Annotated in this window: 16 protein-coding genes; 5 read left to right on the forward strand and 11 right to left on the reverse strand. The window is 72.3% G+C overall.

Translation table 11 applies throughout. The features are described from left to right. Positions 1-36 precede the first annotated feature (36 nt). Entirely contained in the window at positions 37-1,437 is a 1,401-nt protein-coding gene (locus MKK75_RS30125) for a leucyl aminopeptidase family protein (protein ID WP_244046158.1), read from the forward strand. A 36-nt stretch (positions 1,438-1,473) separates the two neighbouring features. On the opposite strand, the gene MKK75_RS30130 is transcribed toward MKK75_RS30125, so the two are convergent. After that, complete coding sequence (locus MKK75_RS30130) at positions 1,474-2,646, reverse strand: M20 aminoacylase family protein (RefSeq protein ID WP_244046159.1); 1,173 nt, start codon at positions 2,644-2,646, stop codon at positions 1,474-1,476. 196 nt (positions 2,647-2,842) lie between these two features. On the opposite strand from MKK75_RS30130, the gene MKK75_RS30135 reads away from it, so the two are divergent. The 3 genes from MKK75_RS30135 (at position 2,843) to MKK75_RS30145 (ending at position 5,347) form a co-directional block, all read left to right on the forward strand. After that, the gene (locus MKK75_RS30135) at positions 2,843-3,040 is read left to right on the forward strand and encodes a hypothetical protein (protein ID WP_244046160.1); all 198 of its coding nucleotides are present in this window, start codon (positions 2,843-2,845) and stop codon (positions 3,038-3,040) included. 9 nt (positions 3,041-3,049) lie between these two features. After that, complete coding sequence (locus MKK75_RS30140) at positions 3,050-3,403, forward strand: DUF3761 domain-containing protein (protein WP_244046161.1); 354 nt, start codon at positions 3,050-3,052, stop codon at positions 3,401-3,403. Positions 3,404-3,505: 102 nt separating this feature from the next. After that, complete coding sequence (locus tag MKK75_RS30145; protein ID WP_244046162.1) at positions 3,506-5,347, forward strand: hypothetical protein; 1,842 nt, start codon at positions 3,506-3,508, stop codon at positions 5,345-5,347. 10 nt (positions 5,348-5,357) lie between these two features. Here the strand turns inward: MKK75_RS30145 and MKK75_RS30150 are convergent, their stop codons facing one another. Further along, entirely contained in the window at positions 5,358-7,838 is a 2,481-nt protein-coding gene (locus tag MKK75_RS30150; protein ID WP_244046163.1) for a heavy metal translocating P-type ATPase, read from the reverse strand. Between the two features lie 127 nt (positions 7,839-7,965). Between MKK75_RS30150 and MKK75_RS30155 the strand changes: the two genes are divergently transcribed. After that, positions 7,966-8,577: a glutathione S-transferase family protein gene (locus tag MKK75_RS30155; RefSeq protein ID WP_244046164.1), complete on the forward strand. Its 612-nt coding sequence runs from the start codon at positions 7,966-7,968 to the stop codon at positions 8,575-8,577. On the opposite strand, the gene MKK75_RS30160 is transcribed toward MKK75_RS30155, so the two are convergent. The 9 genes from MKK75_RS30160 to MKK75_RS30200 all read right to left on the reverse strand — a co-directional run bounded on the left by MKK75_RS30160 (position 8,559) and on the right by MKK75_RS30200 (position 18,917). Continuing rightward, positions 8,559-9,830 (reverse strand): ATP-binding protein, encoded by a 1,272-nt coding sequence (locus tag MKK75_RS30160; protein WP_244046165.1) that lies wholly within the window; start codon positions 9,828-9,830, stop codon positions 8,559-8,561. The two genes, MKK75_RS30155 and MKK75_RS30160, sit on opposite strands and share 19 nt — an antisense overlap. Before the next feature lie 19 nt (positions 9,831-9,849). Then, positions 9,850-10,935 carry a lysylphosphatidylglycerol synthase domain-containing protein gene (locus MKK75_RS30165; RefSeq protein WP_244046166.1) on the reverse strand — a complete coding sequence of 362 codons (1,086 nt, stop codon included), beginning with the start codon at positions 10,933-10,935 and terminating at the stop codon, positions 9,850-9,852. Positions 10,936-11,097: 162 nt separating this feature from the next. Further along, the gene (locus tag MKK75_RS30170) at positions 11,098-11,727 is read right to left on the reverse strand and encodes a uracil-DNA glycosylase (protein WP_244046167.1); all 630 of its coding nucleotides are present in this window, start codon (positions 11,725-11,727) and stop codon (positions 11,098-11,100) included. Further along, positions 11,717-12,475, reverse strand: coding sequence for a PIG-L deacetylase family protein (locus tag MKK75_RS30175; protein WP_244046168.1), 759 nt, complete (start codon positions 12,473-12,475; stop codon positions 11,717-11,719). The genes MKK75_RS30170 and MKK75_RS30175 overlap by 11 nt, the downstream gene beginning before the upstream one ends. A 14-nt stretch (positions 12,476-12,489) precedes the next feature. Beyond that, positions 12,490-13,728, reverse strand: a complete 1,239-nt coding sequence (locus MKK75_RS30180) for a glycosyltransferase family 4 protein (protein ID WP_244046169.1) — start codon at positions 13,726-13,728, stop codon at positions 12,490-12,492. Between the two features lie 325 nt (positions 13,729-14,053). Further along, entirely contained in the window at positions 14,054-14,926 is an 873-nt protein-coding gene (locus MKK75_RS30185) for a sugar phosphate isomerase/epimerase family protein (RefSeq protein ID WP_244046170.1), read from the reverse strand. Then, positions 14,923-16,524: a YcaO-like family protein gene (locus MKK75_RS30190; RefSeq protein ID WP_244046171.1), complete on the reverse strand. Its 1,602-nt coding sequence runs from the start codon at positions 16,522-16,524 to the stop codon at positions 14,923-14,925. Before MKK75_RS30190 ends, MKK75_RS30185 begins: the two co-directional genes overlap by 4 nt. A gap of 216 nt (positions 16,525-16,740) precedes the next feature. Further along, positions 16,741-17,736 (reverse strand): Gfo/Idh/MocA family protein, encoded by a 996-nt coding sequence (locus MKK75_RS30195; protein ID WP_244046172.1) that lies wholly within the window; start codon positions 17,734-17,736, stop codon positions 16,741-16,743. Then, on the reverse strand, positions 17,736-18,917 hold the full coding sequence (locus MKK75_RS30200) for a class I SAM-dependent methyltransferase (protein ID WP_244046173.1): 1,182 nt from the start codon (positions 18,915-18,917) through the stop codon (positions 17,736-17,738). Before MKK75_RS30200 ends, MKK75_RS30195 begins: the two co-directional genes overlap by 1 nt. Positions 18,918-18,977 lie beyond the last annotated feature (60 nt).

The raw sequence follows: 18,977 nt of genomic DNA on the forward strand, positions 1-18,977 counted from the left end.
AACCACCGGTTAAGCCCTCCAGCGCGCAAGAGGCCCATGCCCCAGGCCGAGACCCAGCCGACCACCCCCGCCCTCCTGCCCGCCGACGCGCAGTCCCTGCCGGTGACGCTGGTCTCCACCGGATCCTGGGGCGACGTTCAGGCCGCCCTGGAGCCCGCCCAGCGGCGCTTCGCGGAGGCGCTCGGGTTCAAGCCGAAGGCCGGAAGCCTCGCCTTGCTGCCCGACGCGGATGGCGGGCTCGGCCGGGTGCTGTTCGGACTCGGCGACACCGGGGCGGCGGCCTACGACCGGCTGCTCATCGGCAAGTTGCCGGGGCTGCTGCCGGAGGGCAGCTTCCGTCTGGAGAACGCCCCCGACCCCGCCGAGGCCGCCCTCGCGTGGCTGATGGGCAGCTACCGCTTCGGCCGCTACCGCGCCGGCAACGGCCCGAAGGCGCGTCTCGCGGCGCCGGCCGGGATCGACGCCGCCGAGGTGGAGCGGATCGCCGCCGCGGTGGCGTTCGGCCGCGACCTGATCAACACCCCCGCCAACGACATGGGCCCCGCCGAGATCGAGGACGCCGCCCGGTCCCTCGCCGGGCGCCATGGCGCCGCCGTCGCGGTCACGGAAGGCGATGCGCTCGCGAGGGCGTTTCCGCTGATCCACGCGGTGGGCGCGGCCTCGCCGCGGGCGCCGCGCCTCATCGACCTGACCTGGGGGCCGGAGGATGCGCCGCGCGTGACCCTGGTGGGCAAGGGCGTCGCCTTCGACACGGGCGGGCTCGACCTCAAGCCGTCCGCCGCGATGCTGCTGATGAAGAAGGACATGGGCGGGGCCGCCGCGGCGCTCGCCGCCGCCGACATGGTGATGGGCGCCGGCATCAAAATTCGCCTGCGGGTGCTGATCCCCGCGGTGGAGAACGCGGTCTCGGGCAACGCCTTCCGCCCGGGCGACGTGCTGCCGAGCCGGGCGGGCTTAAGCGTCGAGATCGGCAACACCGACGCGGAGGGCCGGCTGATCCTCGCCGACGCGCTGGCGCTGGCCGAGGCGGAGTCGCCCGACCTGCTCCTCGACTATTCGACGCTCACCGGCGCGGCCCGGGTGGCGCTCGGGCCGGACCTGCCGGCCTTCTTCACCGAGGACGAGGCCCTGGCGACCTCCGTGGCGGAGGCCGGCCGGAGCGCCGCCGATCCGGTCTGGCGGATGCCGCTGCACGCCCCCTACGCGAGCCTGCTCGACTCGAAGGTCGCCGACCTCAACAACGTCTCGGGCGGCCCGTTCGCGGGGGCGATCACCGCGGCGTTGTTCCTGCGCCGCTTCGCGCCGAAGACGAAGGCGCACGGCCATTTCGACCTCTACGGCTGGAACCCCTCGACCAAGCCCGGCCGGCCGGAGGGCGGCGAGGTCCAGACCGCGCGGCTCACCTACGCGCTGTTGAAGGCGCGCTACGGCGGGTGATCCGTTTGAGAGCGCCGGGTGGCGGCGCGGCCGCGTTCAGTCCGTCAGCGGCAGCCCCGTCTCGACCAGCCGCGCCCACAGGGACGCCCCGTAGGGCGCGGCGGCGTCGTTGAAGTCGTAATGCGGGTGGTGGAGCGAGGCACTGTCGCCGTTGCCGATGAACATGTAGGCACCGGGGCGGCGGCCGAGCATGTAGGAGAAATCCTCCGCGGTCATCATCGGCGCCACCGCCCGGTCGACGTTCTCCCCGCCGACCAGCGCCTCCGCGACATCGGCCATGAAATCCGTCTCGGCAGGGTGGTTCTCGGTGACCGGGTAGCTTGCCCCGAACTCGGTCACCCCCGTGGCGCCGAAGCCCGCCGCGATCTCCGCCACCAGCGTCTCGATGCGCGCCTTGATCTGGCTCCGGACCTCCTGGGAGAGCGTGCGCATCGTGCCCCGCATGGTCACAGTCTGCGGCAGCACGTTGAACGCCTCGCCGGCATCGAGCGCGCAGACCGACACCACCGCCGATTGGAGCGGATCGAGGTTTCGCGCCACGATGCTCTGCAGGGCGATGATCACGTGGCTTCCCACCAGCACGCTGTCGACGGCGTTCTGCGGCAGGGCCGCGTGGCCGCCTCGTCCCTCGATGGTGAGGGTGAACCGGTCGGTGGAGGCCATGATCGGCCCGGGCCGGATCGCGAAGGTGCCGACCGCCATGCCGGGGATGTTGTGCATCCCGTAGACCGATTCGATGCCGAACCGCTCCATCAGGCCATCCTCGACCATCGCCTCGCCACCACCGCCGCCCTCCTCGGCGGGCTGGAAGATCAGCACGGCGGCACCATCGAAATCGCGGGTCTCGGCGAGGTATCGTGCGGCGCCGAGCAGCATCGTGGTGTGCCCGTCATGGCCGCAGGCGTGCATCTTGCCCGGCACGGTGGAGCGGTAGGTCAGATCGCGCACCTCCTGGATCGGTAGCGCATCCATGTCGGCGCGCAGGCCGATGGCGCGGTTGGACGCGCGGCCCTTGCCGCGGATCACGCCCACCACCCCGGTCCGGCCGATACCGGTGACGACCTCGTCGCAGCCGAACGACCGGAGCCTCTCGGCCACGAACCCCGCGGTCCGCTCGACATCGTAGAGCAGTTCGGGATGGGCGTGCAGGTCGTGCCGCCAGGCCGTCATCGTGTCGGCGAGATCGCGGATCCGTTCGAGAACGGGCATCGGGTCGGAACTCTCGGCGCCTGTGGATCTTCAGTGACCAGCAAAGCCGGGGCCAGAGCCGGCGTCAACGGCCGCGCTTGGGCCCAAGAGGCCTGACGGCGCGCCCGGGCTTCAACCATTGCGTTAGGCACTTCAACTGACTCGACTTATGGTCAAGGTGCAATAGGGTCGCGATCCTCAACTTGAGGATGCATCCATGCGCAGATCCGTGCTGCTGTTCCTGGTCGCTCTTGCTGCACCGCTGCTGCTGCCCGCCGCACCGGCGTCGGCGACGCCCGGTATGCTCAACGCAAGGGGCTGCCACGGCCATCCGCGGCACTGCCATCCGCGCTCGGAATGGAGGACCAACCGCCGGGGGCGCCACTACGTCGCCGGCCGCTTCTTCCGGGATTGAGGCGCCGCGATGCGCATCGATCCCGGGTTCGCCCTCCCTCTGGCGGCCCTGGCCGCGACGGCGTGGATCTCGCTCGGCGTCCCGGATGCCGCCCTGGCCCGCGCCTGTTTCCAACCGGACGAGTCGGGGCTGGAAAGCCACCAGCACTACCGCAGCCGGCGGGACGATTGTGACGTCCACGGGCCGGCGAAATCGCTCGATGGTGCCAAGCCGGAGGGCGCCTCGGCCAAGTGCCGCGACGGCACCTGGAGCTTCAGCCATACCCGGAGCGGGACCTGCTCCCGCCACGGGGGCGTCGAGCGGTGGGAGAGCGGTGGGCTTATGGGGCCGCTGCTTGGTGCCGGGGCGAATCCGCACGCCTGAATTCGAGACGTCCCCATATCCGCGGCTCGGGCCGCCAGACACACCAATTCACGCCCCGGTAAGCCTCAGATGCCACGATCCCGCCGAGCCCGGGATCCGTGAATGAGCAGCCTCGTCGGAACGCCGCCGCGCCGCGCGCAAGCCGGCCGCTCGCCCTTCGACAGCCCGGCGCTGCTGATCGTGCTGGTTCTGGTCGCCCTGTTCGGTCTCTACGATCCGCGCAGCCTCGCGCCGGTCCTCGACGGGTTGAGCCTGCCCGACACCGACGACATGATGCGCCTCGTCGGCGTGCGCGACCTCCTGGCCGGCCAGGGCTGGTTCGACGCCGTGCAGCACCGGATGCTGCCCCCGGCGGGCATCGCATCGCACTGGTCGCGCCTGATCGATCTTCCGATCGCGGGGCTCATCCTGGCCTTCACCCCGCTCCTCGGCGCGAAAGCGGCGGAGGCCGCCGCGGTGGCAACGTGGCCCGTCCTGCTGTTCCTCCTCTACGGCGCGGTCGCCGGCCTCGGGATGCGCCGCCTGTTCGGGTGGCGTGTGGCCCTGCTGGTCCTGTTCGTCGCGCCGCAGGCCGCCGTATTCCTGAACGTGTTCCGCTTCGGGCGGATCGACCACCACAACGCGCAGCTCTGCGCCGTGCTGGCGATCGCCCTGGCGCTGGCGGATCCGGACCGGCGGATGCGGCGCGGTCTCCTCGCCGGGGTCGTCGCCGGCCTGTCGCTGGCGATCGGGCTCGAGACCCTGCCGGTCATCGCGGCGGCCGGCCTCATCGTCCTGGCCGACTGGCTGCGCCTTGGCGAACGCGCCTCTAGGATGCTCGCGGGCTACGGGGCCGGCCTGTTCGGGGCGAGCGTCCTGCTGTTCGGCCTCCAGACGGCGCCTTCCCTCTGGACCGTGCCGGCCTGCGACGCCCTGTCCCCGCCCTGGCTCCTGCTGGCGGCCGGTGCCGCCGCGATCGGCGGAGCGGCCCTGTTGGCCGAGAGGGGCGGCATGGGCCGGACTACGCGCTGCGCACTCACCGCCCTCGTCGGCGCCGGGATGGCGGCCGGATTCCTCACGATCGCGCCCGCCTGCCTCTCGGGCCCGTTTGCCGGCATGGACGACCTCGTGCGCACGTCCTGGCTCGACCAAGTGGACGAGATGCGCAGCTTCCCGCAGTTCCTGCGCAGCGAGCCGGATGTCGCGCTCCCCACCATCATGCCGATCCTGGTCGCGACCCTCTACGCGGTCGTGATGGCGCTGCGCGAGCGGGCGCCGGACCGGCGGCGCTTCTTCATCGTGGTGGCGGCGCTGATCGTCCCGGCCGCGCTGATCGCCCTCGGGCAGATGCGGGGCATGTACGTCGCCGGGGCCTTCGTGCCGCTGCTCGGCGCGATCGCGCTGGATCGCGCCATCGTGGCGCTGCGGATGCCCGGATCAGGCCTGCACCGGCTGGCGCTGGTTCTGCTGGCGATGGCGATGCTGAGCAAGGCCTGGGCTTTCGTCACCGCACAGCCGGCCGGCCTCCTGGCCCCGGCCGCCATCGGAGCGCAGACCGGGGCCGCGTCCAACTGGCGAACCTGCACGGCGCCCGCGGACTACGCGGCCCTCGACCGGCTCCCGCCCGGGCTCGTGCTCGGCAGCATCGATCTCGGGCCGGCCCTGCTGCTGATGACCCGCCACGCGGTCGTCGGCGCCCCCTATCACCGCAACCTCGTGGGGATGCGCGCGGCGATCGAGGCCTCGGAGGGGTCGGAGGACACGCTGCGGCAGATCGCCCAAGCGCGCGGCGCTGACTACCTGCTGCTCTGCACCGCCGCCCTCGACGGGGGCCAGGCCGGCGGACCGGCGCCCTTCGCCGCGGACCTGGCCCGCGGCACCGTGCCGGCCCCGGACTGGCTCACGCCGGTCACCGGCCTGCCGGGCGGCTCGGCTCTCCGGGCTTGGCGCATCCGGCGCGAGTGAGCCGCCGCGCTCAGGCGGCGCCTGGACGGGCCGCCAGGCCGCCCGCCCGCCGCAGACGCAGGGCGTTGCCGAGGACGAACACGCTGGAGAACGCCATGGCGCCCGCAGCCAGGATCGGCGACAGGGCCGGCCCGCCGAACGGCACCAGCACGCCCGCCGCGACCGGGATCAGCGCGGTGTTGTAGGCGAAGGCCCAGAACAGGTTCTGGCGGATATTGGCCATCACCGCCCGGGAGATCGTCAGCGCCTCCACCAGGGCGTCGAGAGATCCGGACATCAGCACCACGTCGGCGCTGTCGACCGCGATGTCGGTGCCCGTGCCGATGGCGAGCCCGACATCGGCCTCGGCCAGCCCCGGCGCGTCGTTGATGCCGTCGCCCACGAAGGCCACGGGCCCGTGCTCCGCCCGGAACCGCTGGACCGCCTCGACCTTCCCGCCCGGCAGAACCCCGGCCGCCACGATGGCGATGCCCAGGCTCCGGGCGACGGCGGCGGCGGCACCGGGATCGTCGCCCGTCACCATCGCGACCGAGAGGCCCCGGGCCTTCAGCGCAGCCACCGCCTCCCGGGCGCCCGCCTTCACGGGATCGGCCACCGCCAGCACGGCGGCGTGACGACCGTCGAGGACGAGGTGGATGGGGCTTCGGCCGTCCGCAGCCAGCTGCCCGGCCTGCGCCGCGAGATTCGGATCTTGGGCGATGCCGAGCCGGTCGAGGAAGCGCGGGGCGCCGAGTACCACATCCCGATCCGAAACCCGGCCGGAGACGCCGAACCCCTCCGTGGCCTCGAAGCGGTCCGGCTCCGGCACGGCGAAGCCGCGCGCGCGTGCCGCCGCCACGACGGCGCCGGCCAGCGGGTGCTCGGAGCGGGTCTCCAGGCCGGCGGCGAGCGCCAGCAGCTCGTTCTCGGCGAGGCCGGGCCGGGCGACGAGATCGGTGAGGCGGGGGCGGCCCTCGGTCAGGGTGCCGGTCTTGTCGAGGGCGACGACCCGCACGTCGCGCAGGCGCTGGAGGGCGGCCCCGTCGCGGAACAGCACGCCCCGTGCCGCCGCCCGGCCGGTGCCGACCATGATGGCGGTCGGGGTGGCGAGGCCCATCGCGCAGGGGCAGGCGATGATCAGAACCGCCACGGCGTTGACGAGCGCCGTCCCCAGGGCGGGCGCCGGCCCCAGCAGCAGCCATCCGACGAAGGTCAGAGCGGCGAGCCCGATCACCGCCGGCACGAAGCGGCCGGTCACGCGGTCGACCAGCGCCTGGATCGGCAGCTTGCCGCCCTGGGCCCGCTCCACCAGGGCGGTGATCTGGGCGAGCACGGTGGCGCCGCCCACGGCATCGACCTTCAGGTCGAAGCTGCCGCGGCCGTTGAGGGTGCCGCCGACCGTCCGGTCGCCTGCGGCCTTGCGCACCGGGGCCGGCTCGCCGGTGACCATGCTCTCGTCGACGGCGCTCGTGCCGGCGACCACCACGCCGTCGGCGGCGACGCGTTCGCCGGGACGCACCCGGACCACGTCGCCGAGGCGGAGCCCGGCGAGCGGCACCTCCACTTCAACGCCGTCGCGCACCACCCGGGCCGTCTTCGGCGCGAGGTCCATCAGCCGGGCGATGGCCTGACCCGTCCGGCCCTTGGCCCGCGCCTCCAGGGTCCGGCCGAGCAGGATGAGCGTGACGATCAGCACGCTCGCCTCGAAGTAGAGATGCGCCGCCCCCGCGGGCAGGAGGCCCGGGGCCAGGGTCGACACCAGGGAATACAGGTAGGCGGCGCCCGCCCCCAGGGCGACCAGGGCGTTCATGTCGGGATGCCCGCGGAGCAGGCCCGGCACCCCGCGCAGGAAGAAGCGTCGGCCCGGCCCGGCGAGGACCAGGGTCGCCAGCGCCGCCTGGATGAGGGCCGCCGCGGACCCGGCGTGCAAGACATCGCCGGGCAGAACATGGCCGCCCATGTCGAGGATCACCACGGGCGCGGAGAGGAGCGCCGCCGCGATCAGGTCGCGGCGCAGCGCCCGGCCCTCCTCGGCGCGGCGGGCCGCGGGATCGACGGATGCGGCGGTATCGACGGGCCGCGCTTCGTAGCCCGCATCGTCTGCGGCGGCCACCAGGTCTTGGATCGCCACCAGCCCTTCGGGATGGCGGATCGCGGCGCGGCTCGTCGCGAGGTTGACGCTGGCGCCGTTCACGCCCGGCACCGCACCGAGCGCGCGTTCGACCCGGCCGACGCAGGACGCGCACGACATCCCTTCGATGACCAGAAGGGTCTGGGCCTCGGGCACCGGGTATCCCGCATCCGCCAGCGCCGCCGCGGCCTCGACCGGGCCGGCCTGCCCGCCGAGGACGAGGCTCGCCCGGCCGGTGGCGAGGTTGACGGCGATGTCGCGGGCTCCCGGCAACGCCGACAGCGCCCGCTCGACCCGGCCGACACAGGAGGCGCAGGACATCCCCTCGACGGGGAGGTTCAGCGCCAGGGGGGCCGGGGTGGATCGGAGCGCTGTGTTCATGGTCCCTCAGATGGGGATTCGTCGACACAACAGGTCAAGGGTCCGGTATGCGCGGCGCCCCTGTCGCTTGTTGTGCGTTCACCCGCCTTGGGCCAAGCTTCCGCAAACACCGGAATCAGGGATCATCATGGCCGAACCGTTGACCATCTACGGCGATCCGGGCTCCGGGAACTGCCTGAAGGTCAAGTGGGTGGCCGCCCATCTCGGCCTCCCGGCGACGTGGCGCGACGTGGACGTGCCGGGCGGCGGGACGCGCAGGCCCGAGTTCCTAGCGCTCAACCCCGCCGGCCGGGTGCCGATCGTGGTCTTCCCCGACGGCGCCGTGCTGTCGGAATCGAACGCCATCATCATCCACCTCGCGGAGGGCTCCGCCCTGATCCCGCAGGCGGCCTTCGGGCGCGCCCGCATGCTGCAATGGATGTTCTGGGAGCAGTACAGCCACGAGCCCTACATCGCGGTCCGCCGCTACCAGCTCCATTACCTCAAGCGGTCTCCGGACACGCTCGACCCCAAGCTCGCCGAGCGCGGTGCCGATGCCCTGCGGCTGATGGAGGGGACGCTCGTACGCTCCGCCTTCCTGGCGGGCGACGTCCTCAGCCTCGCCGACGTGGCCCTCGTGGCCTATACCCGCATGGCCCACGAGGGCGGCTTCAATCTCGCGGAGTATCCCGCCATCCGGGCCTGGATCGGGCGCGTCGAGGCGGGGCTCGGAATCGGACCCTATCCGGGCGCGGCCTGATCGGCGGCCGGCCGCGCAGGCGTCGCGCCATATTCCGGCAGGCTGACGCGCACCACGGTCCCCTGCCCGACCGTGCTCTCGATGGTGAGCCGTCCCCGGTGGCGGTTGAGGCTGTGCTTGACGATGGCGAGCCCCAGGCCCGTGCCGCCGCGCGCCCGGCTCGACGCGACGTCGACCCGGTAGAACCGTTCGGTCAGCCGCGGGATGTGCTCCGGCGCGATCCCCGGCCCGTCATCCGCCACCGACAGGACGATCCGCGGCCCGAGCCGGGGATCCTCCTCGCGGGTCAGCCCGACGCTGATCCGGCCACCGCCGTACTTCACGGCGTTCTCGATCAGGTTCTCGATCACCCGGACGAGTTCGTCGGGATCGCCGGCGACGCGATAGGGACCGTCGCCGTCCTCGAACCGGATCGCGGCCCCCCTCGCCTGGGCGGGCGGCCCCTGGGCATCGACCATCTGGCGGGCGAGCACCCCGAGATCGACCACGCCGGTGGGTGCCACATGCTCGCGCAGCTCGATGCGCGAGAGCGACAGGAGGTCATCGATCAGCCGCGTCATCCGCAGCGCCTGGACCCGCATGATCTCCAGGAAGCGCTCGCGCGCCGTGGCATCCTCGCGGGCGGGCCCCTGCAGGGTCTCGATGAAGCCGATCAGGGTGGCGAGGGGGGTACGCAGCTCGTGGCTCGCGTTGGCGACGAAATCGACCCGCATCGCCTCCAGCCGCCGGGCCGAGGTGAGGTCGCGCAGGAACAGGACCGCACTCAGGCCCGACCCGTCGGGCATCGGCAGGGCGCCGATCTGCACCTCGAAGGTCCGCTCCAGCGGCACCCGGGTCGAGAGGGCGACCCGTCGGGGCATGCCCGAACTCAGGACCGCCTCGATGCCGTCGAGGACTTCCGGGTCGCGGAGCGCGAAGGAGAGGGGTCGGGCATGGTGCAGAGCCGGCAGCAGCGCCCGGGCAGCGGGATTGGCCTCCACCACCAAGGTGCGCCGGTCCACGAGGATGACCGGATCGGGCACGTGGGCGAGCAGCGCCTCGGCCACCGCGTGGCGCTGCGTGGCCGCAGCGGGCCGCGGCGGCGATTTGGCCGGGCCGCGCCCGCCGAGCCAGCCGCCGAGGCAGATCGCGCCGAGTCCCGCAAGGATCAGCGGAAGGTCGAGGCCCCCGGCCAGCGCGACGGCGAGGCCGAAGACACACGCGGCGATCGTGGCGCCGGTCCAGGCCGGTGAATTGCGCAGGCGCTCGGACATGGCGGGCCGTCCGGTCCCGTCATCGCGGACCGGCCTCGTCGCGCCACGTCCGGCCCGAGGGGCCGGCGGTGCCCTCCGGAGGGCCGGGATCGCGCGCGCCGCCCGCGCGCTTCACGATCTCGTAGAGGCCGAGCATCGCCAGGGCGGTCACGAACGGCACCACGTAATAGCAGCCGCGGAACAGCAGCAGCGAGGTCAGCACCTCGTTGCGCGGCAGGCTCGACAGGGCGAGCAGCACGGTGGCCTCGAACACCCCGATGCCGCCCGGCGCGTTCGACGCGATGCCCAGCATGGCGGCGAGCACGTAGATCGCCAGGAAGGTGGTGAAGCCGAGGGTCGTCTCCTGCGGCAGCAGGACGTAGAGCACCGCCGCCGCCGCGCAGACATCGCCGATGCCGACCAGCATCTGGCCGATCGACACCGAGGCGCCGGGCAGCTCCAGCCGCCAGTGCTTGACGGTGATGCTGCGCTTCTTGGCCGAGACCCAGGCGAGGTAGCCCAGCACCAGGGTGAGCGCGACGAGCCCCACCGTCTGGTTGATCCGGATCGACGTGAAGGCGAGCCCGGCGAGCTGCCCGGCCTCGATGATCAGGCTGAGGCCCAGGACCACGCCCATGCCGAGCCAGAAGGTGAAGCCGGCGATCACCGTGAGCGCCGCGATCTTGGCGGTGGTCAGGCCCTGCCGGGCATAGATCCAGTAACGGATGGTGCCGGCGGTCAGCAGCGGGAAGCCCAGGGTGAAGCTCACCGCGTAGCTCGTGAACGAGGCGAGCGCGGTGATCCGATAGGGCACCTTGATCTTGAGCTGGCGCAGGGCCAGCGCGTCGTAGCCGGTGAGGAACAGGTAGCTGATGCCGACGAACAGGAAGGCGAGGCCGAGTTGCCTGGCGGTGGCCGCCGTGATCGCGGTGCGCACCTCGGCCCAGCTCACGCTCTGGACGAGCTTCCACAACACGCCGAGGGAGACCGCGAACAGCACGATACTGGCGGCCGTGCCGATCCAGGCATAGCGGCTGCGCCGGCTCTTGCGGCCTGCGGCTGCGGCCTCCTGCTGGACCGGTTCGGCCGGCTCGGCCGGCTTCCGGTGCTGTCCCTGAAAGTTCATGGAAACTTCATGCCGTTCGGCGTCCGCCCTACCGGCTGCGCGGCCCGGCCGAAGGCCATGGGCCCGCGCCGGATGGTCCCGGACCGCGGCCGGTTGCCTCGCATGTAGGCCGAACATCCGCGCAAGGCCAGGGAAGTTGCCGCCGGAACGGACGTTCTATGCTCAGGCGGTTGCCCCATCGAGCAGCGCGGCCGCCTCCGACAGGCCGCGCCGGATCCGGGCCGGCACCTCCGGCGACGTGCAGACATAGGTCGGACTGGGATGTGGGATCCGGATGACCGGCAGGCGGGGACGTAGGGCCGCGATCGCTGACGCCGCCTCGCCGGCGTAGCGGCCGGCCAGGACCGCCACGGCGAGGCGCGGCAGCAGGTCGAGGAGCGGTGCCAGGTAGGGCGTGGCCGCCGCGACCTCGGCCCGGCGGGGCGCCCGGTTGAGGGCACCTTCCTGGTGGATCAGCCACGGCACGGCGTTCCAGATCAAGGTGTCGGCCCGGGCGATGCCGGCCTCGGCGAGGAAGCGGAACAGGTTGGCGGCGGTGCCGTTCGCGCTGTCACGGGTGACGAAGCCGGTGCGCAGCACCGCCGGGCCGGGCGTCTCCAGCAGGAGCAGCATTCGCGCGCCGACCCCGCCGTCCAGCGGATCGGGTATGGGCACCGGGGCGCCGCGCTCGGCGGAGATCCGCACCGCGAGCGTCCGGATCGGCGCGATGTGAGGCGCCGCGATCAGCGCGCGGCGGGCCGCCAGGGCATCCGGATCGGCCAGCGATTTCGGCGCAAGCGGCTCAGCCGGCATCGAGGCCGGGGATCGCGGCGCCGAGCCGGCCCGAGAGGCGGAACCGCTCGATGCCATTCTCCCGGGCAAGCCGCGCGTCGAGGCCCGCCGGGCCGCCGAACTGGAAGCCGATCTGGCTGGCATAGGCCGCGCAGGCGGCGCGCTTCCGGGCCTGAGCATCCGGACCGAGGGTCACAGTCCGCCCGGGAAGCTCGGCGAACAGGGCGGCGAGCGGTTCCCGGGGCGCGGCCTCGCGCACCGTGTAGGGAAAGTCGCGCCACCACAGGATCGGGGTTCGCGGATCGAGGCCGCGCAGCGCCCGGACCGCCTGGACGTGGTCGACATGGCCGCCGATCGCCTGCGGCGCGAGGAGGAGATCGGGATTTTTCTCCGCGATCAGGTCCGCGATGGCGGGGGCGAGGTCGGCTGCAATGCCGTCATCGGCCCGTGTCTCGGAAAACAGCTCCGATGCCGCGCCGTAGCCCCGGTGCGGCGCCTCCCGGAACGGCAGGTGCACGGGCGGGGCGATGCCGAGCGCGGCAGCGGCCTCGGCGTCTTCGTCCCGGCGCAGCGCCATGTAGTCGATCTCGGCCGGCAAGCCCTTGTCGAGCTGGCAGGCGAGCGCGAAGCCCTTCGGATCGGCGACGCTGCCGGTGAACAGGGTCGCCATCACGACGCGCCATCCGCCCTGCGCGAGCCGCGCCAGGAGGCCGCCGCAGGAGAAGGCCGCGTCGTCGAGATGGGGGGAGAGGGCGAGCGCGGTGGGCATGGGGTGACCGGGCCTCAGAGCAGATGCGGCTCGGCGCGGAAGCGGCAGGTCGGATCGAAGGGGAGGTCCTCCGCGAAATCGGTGGCCGGCGCCTCGCCCCGCACCCGCGCGTAGACCTCCATGATCTGGCGCCCGACCGCATGCCACGAATAGACCCGCCGGCACTCCTCAAGGCCAGTGCGCGCGATGCGGCGCCGCAGATCGGCGTCGGTGATGATCCGGGTGAGCGCAGACGCCAGTGCCGGGACGTCGCCCGGGTCGACCAGCAGGCCGTTCTCGCCGTCGCGCAGGCAGTCCGAGACGCCGACCGCGTGGCACGAGACCGTAGCGAGGCCGGCCGCCAGCGCCTCCAGGATCGTGTTGGAAAAACCCTCGGCGTAGGTCGGCGAGACGAACACGTCGGCGCGGCGGTAGAGATCGGGCACGGAGCCGTAGTCGGCATAGCCCGTGAAGGCGATCTCGCGCTCCGAGAAGGCGTGCTCCGCGGCGAGCGCCTTGGCCGGGTCCACGTCGGGCCCGATCCCCGAGATGGTGGCGGCGAAGGGCGCGCCTTGCGCGCGCAGGAGCGCCAGGGCCTCGATGAAGTCGAGCACGCCTTTCCGGCGATCGACCCGGCCGTGGTAGAACAGGCGCACCGGCCCGGCATGGGGCGCCGGCAGCCCGTCGGGTGTCCCTTGCGCGAACCGATCGGTGTCGACCGCACCGGGCACGATGGTGAAGCGGGCCGGGTCCGAGCCGAGGCGCCCGCAGACCTCCTCCACGAAGGAGGCGCCGCCGATCAGCAGCGCGTTGGCGTGGGCCAGCACTTCGCACATGGCGACGCGGTGGGTCTCACAGCAGGAGCCGACCCAGTGGCCGTCGCCGCCCTGGATCGAGACCACGCACGGCACCCCGAGCTTGCGCGCTGCGAGCAGCACCGCCCAGCCGGTCGGGTAGCCGTACTGCGCGTGCAGGATGTCGAAGGGCTTGTTGGCGTGCTCTTGAGCGATGGCGTCCACCATGGTGGCGATGTCGCGCTCGAAATCGCCGGTGGTCTGCTCGCCGAGCTGCTCCAGGCCGATCACCCGCACCCCCGGCACAGCCGGCGGCGGCCCGCCGCCGTAGACCCGGGTACCGAAGGCATCGCCGCGGTACTGCGAGATCATCGTCACGTCGTGGCCGGCACCTGCGAGCTCGCGCAGGAGGTTCTGCGCGTAGACGCTCATGCCGGATATGGCGGGAAAGTAGCGGCGGCTGAGGAAGAGGATTCTCATCAGTAACCGCCCCTCAACGGGTCGTGCGGTTCAGCATTGGCACGCGCCCTCCCTCCCCCCTCTGCGAGGGAGGGTACCCTGCGCAGCAGGGGGGGAGAGGGGCGGCGCGACGTTGGCGGATGTGTCACCTGGCACGCTTCATCCGGAACCCGCGCTCCCCCCTTGCGGGACTTCGTCCCGACCCGACTCCCTTCGGGGGCCACCCTCCCCCGCAGAGGGGGTAGGAAGGATGCTCGTGACCGACCGTTCATCGGCAATGGGTTCAGACCGTACCGCTCAAGACCCGAGATCGATCCGACATCCTGGACCGACAGGGCTGCCGCCCTCACTGCCATTGCCGCCGCGTCTCCTGCTTGCCGGCCAGCACCGGCCCCGGACGGCGGCAGCCGCGGAGGTATTCCAGCGCCTGCGGGATCATCACGTCGGCCCGGTGGCTCTCGCGGGACAGCTCGACGCAGATCAGCTTGCCGAAGCCGACCTCTTCCAGCGCCTCCAAGACGCCCGGCACGTCCATGTCGCCCTCGCCGAAAGGCAGATGGATATGGCTGCCGCGCTTCATGTCCTCGATCGCCACGGTGCCGATCCGGTTGGAAAACTCCCGCACCGCCGCCGCCGGCTCACGCTCGCCGGTGACGAGGCAGTGGCCGGTATCGAGGGCGAGCTTCAGGCCCGGGATGGCGAGGGCGGCGTAATCGTCGAGCGTCTCGACCAGCATGCCGGGCTCGGGCTCCAGGCAGGGCACCACCCCGGATTCGGCGGCGAAGGAAGCGACCGCGTGCAGCCCCTCCTCCATCCAGCGCCGGGCCTCGCCGTGATCGACGCCGGGCTTCGGCACGCCCGCCCAGAACGAGACCGCCTCGGCGGAGAGCATGGCGCCGATCTCGATCGCCCGCTTGAGGAAGCCGACGCGCCGGGCGCGGCCCGCGCCGTCGGCCGTCACGAGTGTCGGCTCGTGCTTGGCGGAGGGATCGAGCAGGAAGCGCGCGCCCGTCTCGATGACGCAGGCCAGCTCCAGCTTCTCCAGCAGGCTCGCCACCCGGCCGGCCTCCGCCGACCAGGTCTCGGCGAAGGGATCGAGGTGGTGGATGTCGAGGGTCAGCGCGACGCCGTCGTAGCCCGCGGCCTTGATCAGGTGGAGCGCGTCGTCGAGGCGGTGGTTGGCCGCGCCGTTGGTGTTGTAGGCGAACCGGAGCGTCACGCCGCCCTCCCCTTCCGCTGGGCTAGGCGGAACGGCGCGTGGTGCGATTCCGGCTCGCGGTAGAGCGGATAGTGGCGCCCGACGATCCGCTCGGCCAGGGCCACGTCGAACAGAGGCTGGCCGCCGAACCGCTCCAGGGCCTCCGGGGTCAGGCGCACCGGACGCAGGGTCTCGCTCTCGGCGCCGAACTTGATCAGCGGATGGCCGCGGTCGAGGAGCTTCTTCGTGTTGCGCTCACCGATCCGGTAGTAGCTCATGGTCTCGACCTCGAGCCCCGGCACGATCGCCTTCACGACGCCGACCCCGCCGCCGGGGGGCGTGCAGTCGACGTAGAGCACGTCGAAGCCGGCCTCCAAGAGACGGTCGCAGGCGATCTTCCCCCTGGCATGGCCGTCGGCGGCCGGGGTGGAGGGCAGATCCGAGAAGCGCTTGGTGCTGCGCTGGGCATAGACGGTGTCGGCGAGGACCCCGCGCAGGTCGGCGGCCGGCATCTCGATCCATTCGAGCATCGCCTGGAGGGCGCGGCTCTCCTCCAGATCCAGACTGGGCAGCGCTTTTTGAATGAACGCGTCGACGTAGCCCGGCGGGGTCACGGTGGCGGCCATGTCGAGGGGGCCGTGGCCGAAGGCCTTGCGGACCCGGGCGGCCTGGAACTCCAGGAGCGCCTTGCGCAAGGCCCGATCCCGGTCCGGATCGCAGGCCTCGCCGCAGGCCGAGAGGGCGATCGGCGCCGGGGTGCGCGCCGGATCCTCGTCGTAGCCGACGACGTAGAGGTTGGTGAGGCCGAACTGGTCGGTGGCGAATTTCGGCAGCGCCCGGATGCCGAGCGCCTCCAGCCGGGCCAGCATCGCGGCGTTCTCCGGGCCGATGCCGTCGAGGTCGAGCATGACGCCCTGGTCCAACGCCCGGAACAGCAGGCCGTTGCCGTCCCGCTGGAGCAGTTCCAGCACGCCGTGTCCCAGGGCGAAGGGCACGTCGGGGCCAGCGCCGAGGCCGTTGGTGATCAGGTTGGTGAAGGGTTTGTAGCCCTCGGACAGCTCGAAATAGTCGGTGGCCGCGATGTCGAGCGGCATCAGCACGATCTCGCCCGTGGCGTGCCGGACCGTCGGCGTCCATTCGAGCACCGTGTCGCGGTCGACCGGGGAGCCGGCGGGCAGGCAGAGGGTCAGCGGATCGGCGACGGATTTCGCGCCGTAGACGCGGGCGAGGTCGTTGTAGCTCGCCCGCTCCTTGGCCCGTGGCAGGACCGCGAGCGAGGGCATCAGGTTCTCGGCGATCTCCGCGACGGCGCCGATCAGCGCCTCGTCGTCGGTTGCGCCGTAGCCGATGCCGGACGGCATGGCGCCGACGAAGAACGGATCGTCGAGGAACAGGGCAACGAACCAGACCGGCACGCCGGTGCGATCGAGCGGCGCCAGCGGGAAGCCGACGATGCGCCCCTCCGGCAGGATGTCGAGATAGGCCCTGACCGGATCGGGAAGCGTCTCGGGCAGGCCCTCGATCATCCGCTTGGCGCCGAAGCGGTAGGGACGCGGCGCCTTGATCCGCTCGTGGCGGGCGCGGTCGTCCTGGTCGTGGAAGGCGTCTGCGTTGCTCACGTCGTGTTTCCGTCTTCCTCGAACCGCCTGTCGCCTCGGTCCCACCCACCAACCTCATCCTGCGGTGACCGCGAAGCGAGCCTCGAAGGAGGGCTCCAGGCAGCCGCGCGATCCCTGGAGCCCTCCTTCGAGGCCTCCGCTGCGCTTTGGAACCTCAGGATGAGGGCGTGAGTGGGAGATGCCGGGGTTTGGTTCCGTAATCGAATATCCTGTCCGCTACCCCTGCCCGTAGGCACGGGCGACGAGGCGCATGGTGTGAAGGTCGCGGGACGCCGAGTAGGCGGCTCGCTCCTCGGGCCGCCGCAGGGCCGAGCCGAAGGCACGCACCTGCTCGGTGAAGGGCGAGCTGTCGGCGTCGAAGGCGAGCGGCTCCGCGCGGCCGCTCGCGCCGTCGATGAACGTCAAGGACCCGCCGGCGGTCTGGCCCATCGTGTCCTCGGCGACGAGCATGCCCTTCGTACCGACCACCTCAAGGCGACGGCGCGGCAGCGCGTCGGGGCAATTGTAGGCGACATGCAGGCTCGCCAGCGCGCCGCCCGCGGTCCGCCCGATCAGCAGGGCTCCGTCATCGACCGCGTAATCCTGGGCCTTGGTCTGGGTCAGGGCCGCAAGGTCGGCGATCGGCTCACCGAGCAGGAAATCCACCAGGTCGAGCCCGTGCGGGGCGAGGTCCATCAGGGCACCGCCGCCGGCCTGGGCGGCGTCGATCCGCCAGTTCGGCTGGCCGGCCTCCGACCAGTCGCGCCCGAGCCAGCAGGCGTAGACGATCCGCACCGCGGTCACGGTGCCGACCCGCCCGGCCTCGACCTGCGCGCGGATCGTCCGGTGGGCCGGATGATGCCGCTGGTCGAAGGCCGTCCCGTAGAAGACCTTTCGGGCCTCGACCGCCCGCGTGATCGCCTCGGCGTCACCGAGCGTCGCCGCCATCGGCTTCTCGCACAGGATCGCCTTGCCGGCGGCGGCCAGCGCCTCGACGGCGCCGCGGTGCAGATGGTTCGGCGTCGCCACGTAGACCGCCTCGACCTCGGGCTCGGCGATCAGGCCGGCGAGGTCGGGGTGACCGCGGGCGCCGGCCCGTTCCGCCGCCGCGCGGCTCGTCGGATCGGGATCGCAGACCGCGACCAGCCGGTGCCCGGCGGCGCGGATGCCGGGCTCCATATAATCGCGGGCGACCCAGCCGTAGCCGACGATGCCCCAGCCGACCGCGTCCATCACCAGCGCTCCGGCAGGTCAACGAACTCGCGCACGCGGACGCGCTGCGTCTCGCGTGGGTCGAGATTCTCCACGTAGGTCAGCTGCTCTGGGCCGGGGGAATGGAGCGGATAGGTCGCGCGGGGGGCGTATTCCGCCGCGTAGCGCTCCGAGGGCCAGCGGATGACGTAGCCGTCGCCCTCGGGCGCATAGAGTGGGTTGAGGCTCAGCACGGTGCCGGGCTTCGGCAGGGTCAGACCATCGACCAGGGCCCGCGGCGCCGGCCGCATTCCCGGCCCGCACACCACGGAAAAAGCCTCGCAGCTCCGCAGGGCGGCGGGCTCATGCGGGGCCGGCGCCCGGACTTCGACGAGCGCCCGGGTCAGCTCCGCGTCGTCGTACACCAGGGCGTCGGGGAACAGTTCGGCGATGTCCTCCGCCGTCACCGCCCGGCCGGCCGAGAAGCCCGGGCAGTCGCGGTTGTGGATGTGACTGAGCGCCAGCCAGCCGTCGTCGCCGGCATTCTGGCGCAGGCATTCGAGCAGGGCCGCCTTGTCGTCGAGGAAGTAGAAGGCGTCGTTGCAGGCAACGAGATCGACCGGCGCGCCCGGAATTGCCCAGTGCGGCGAGCCCGCGTCGAAGCAGACGAGCTGCGCTTTCTCGCCCACGACCCAGTGACGGGCCACCCACAGCTTGGCGAAGACCACGTCGGCCCCCGCGACCTTGCAGCCGCGCCGCTGCAACTCGCGCAGGTAGTGGCCGATGCCGCAGGCGAACTCGAAGACGCAGGCCGGCTCGTTCCAGTGCGCCTCCAGCAGCGACAGCCCGGCCAGGAAGGTCGGATCGCTCCAGCGGTGCAGGAAATAGTCGCCGACGCGCCCCCAGCCGAGCAGCGCGACCGCATCGCGCAGGGTTGCGGTGCGCCGGTCCTTGATGAGCCGGATGATGCCCGCAGGGTCGGCAGGCGGGCCGTTCCACCAATCGTCCTGATCGACCAGCAGCGCGGCCAGCGCCTCGTCGAGCTCGCCCGCGTCGAGATGGGCGAGCACCCGCTCGACCAGCACCTCGCGGTTGACCCGCAGGTACGGGATCCCGTCGATGACGGGCCAGCGCGCACCGGTCTCGGCGTCCCGCAGGGCGTGCGGGCCGTCGGCCTTCAGCGGATTGCCGGTGTCCGGCGCGAGGAGTTCGAACGGGATCATGGTTCTCGGGACTGCCCGGGCAGATGGGCCGCGGGGTCCGGCGATCAAGGCAGGGCGCGC

This window comes from Methylobacterium sp. J-030, from assembly GCF_022829545.1.
Classification (GTDB): domain Bacteria; phylum Pseudomonadota; class Alphaproteobacteria; order Rhizobiales; family Beijerinckiaceae; genus Methylobacterium.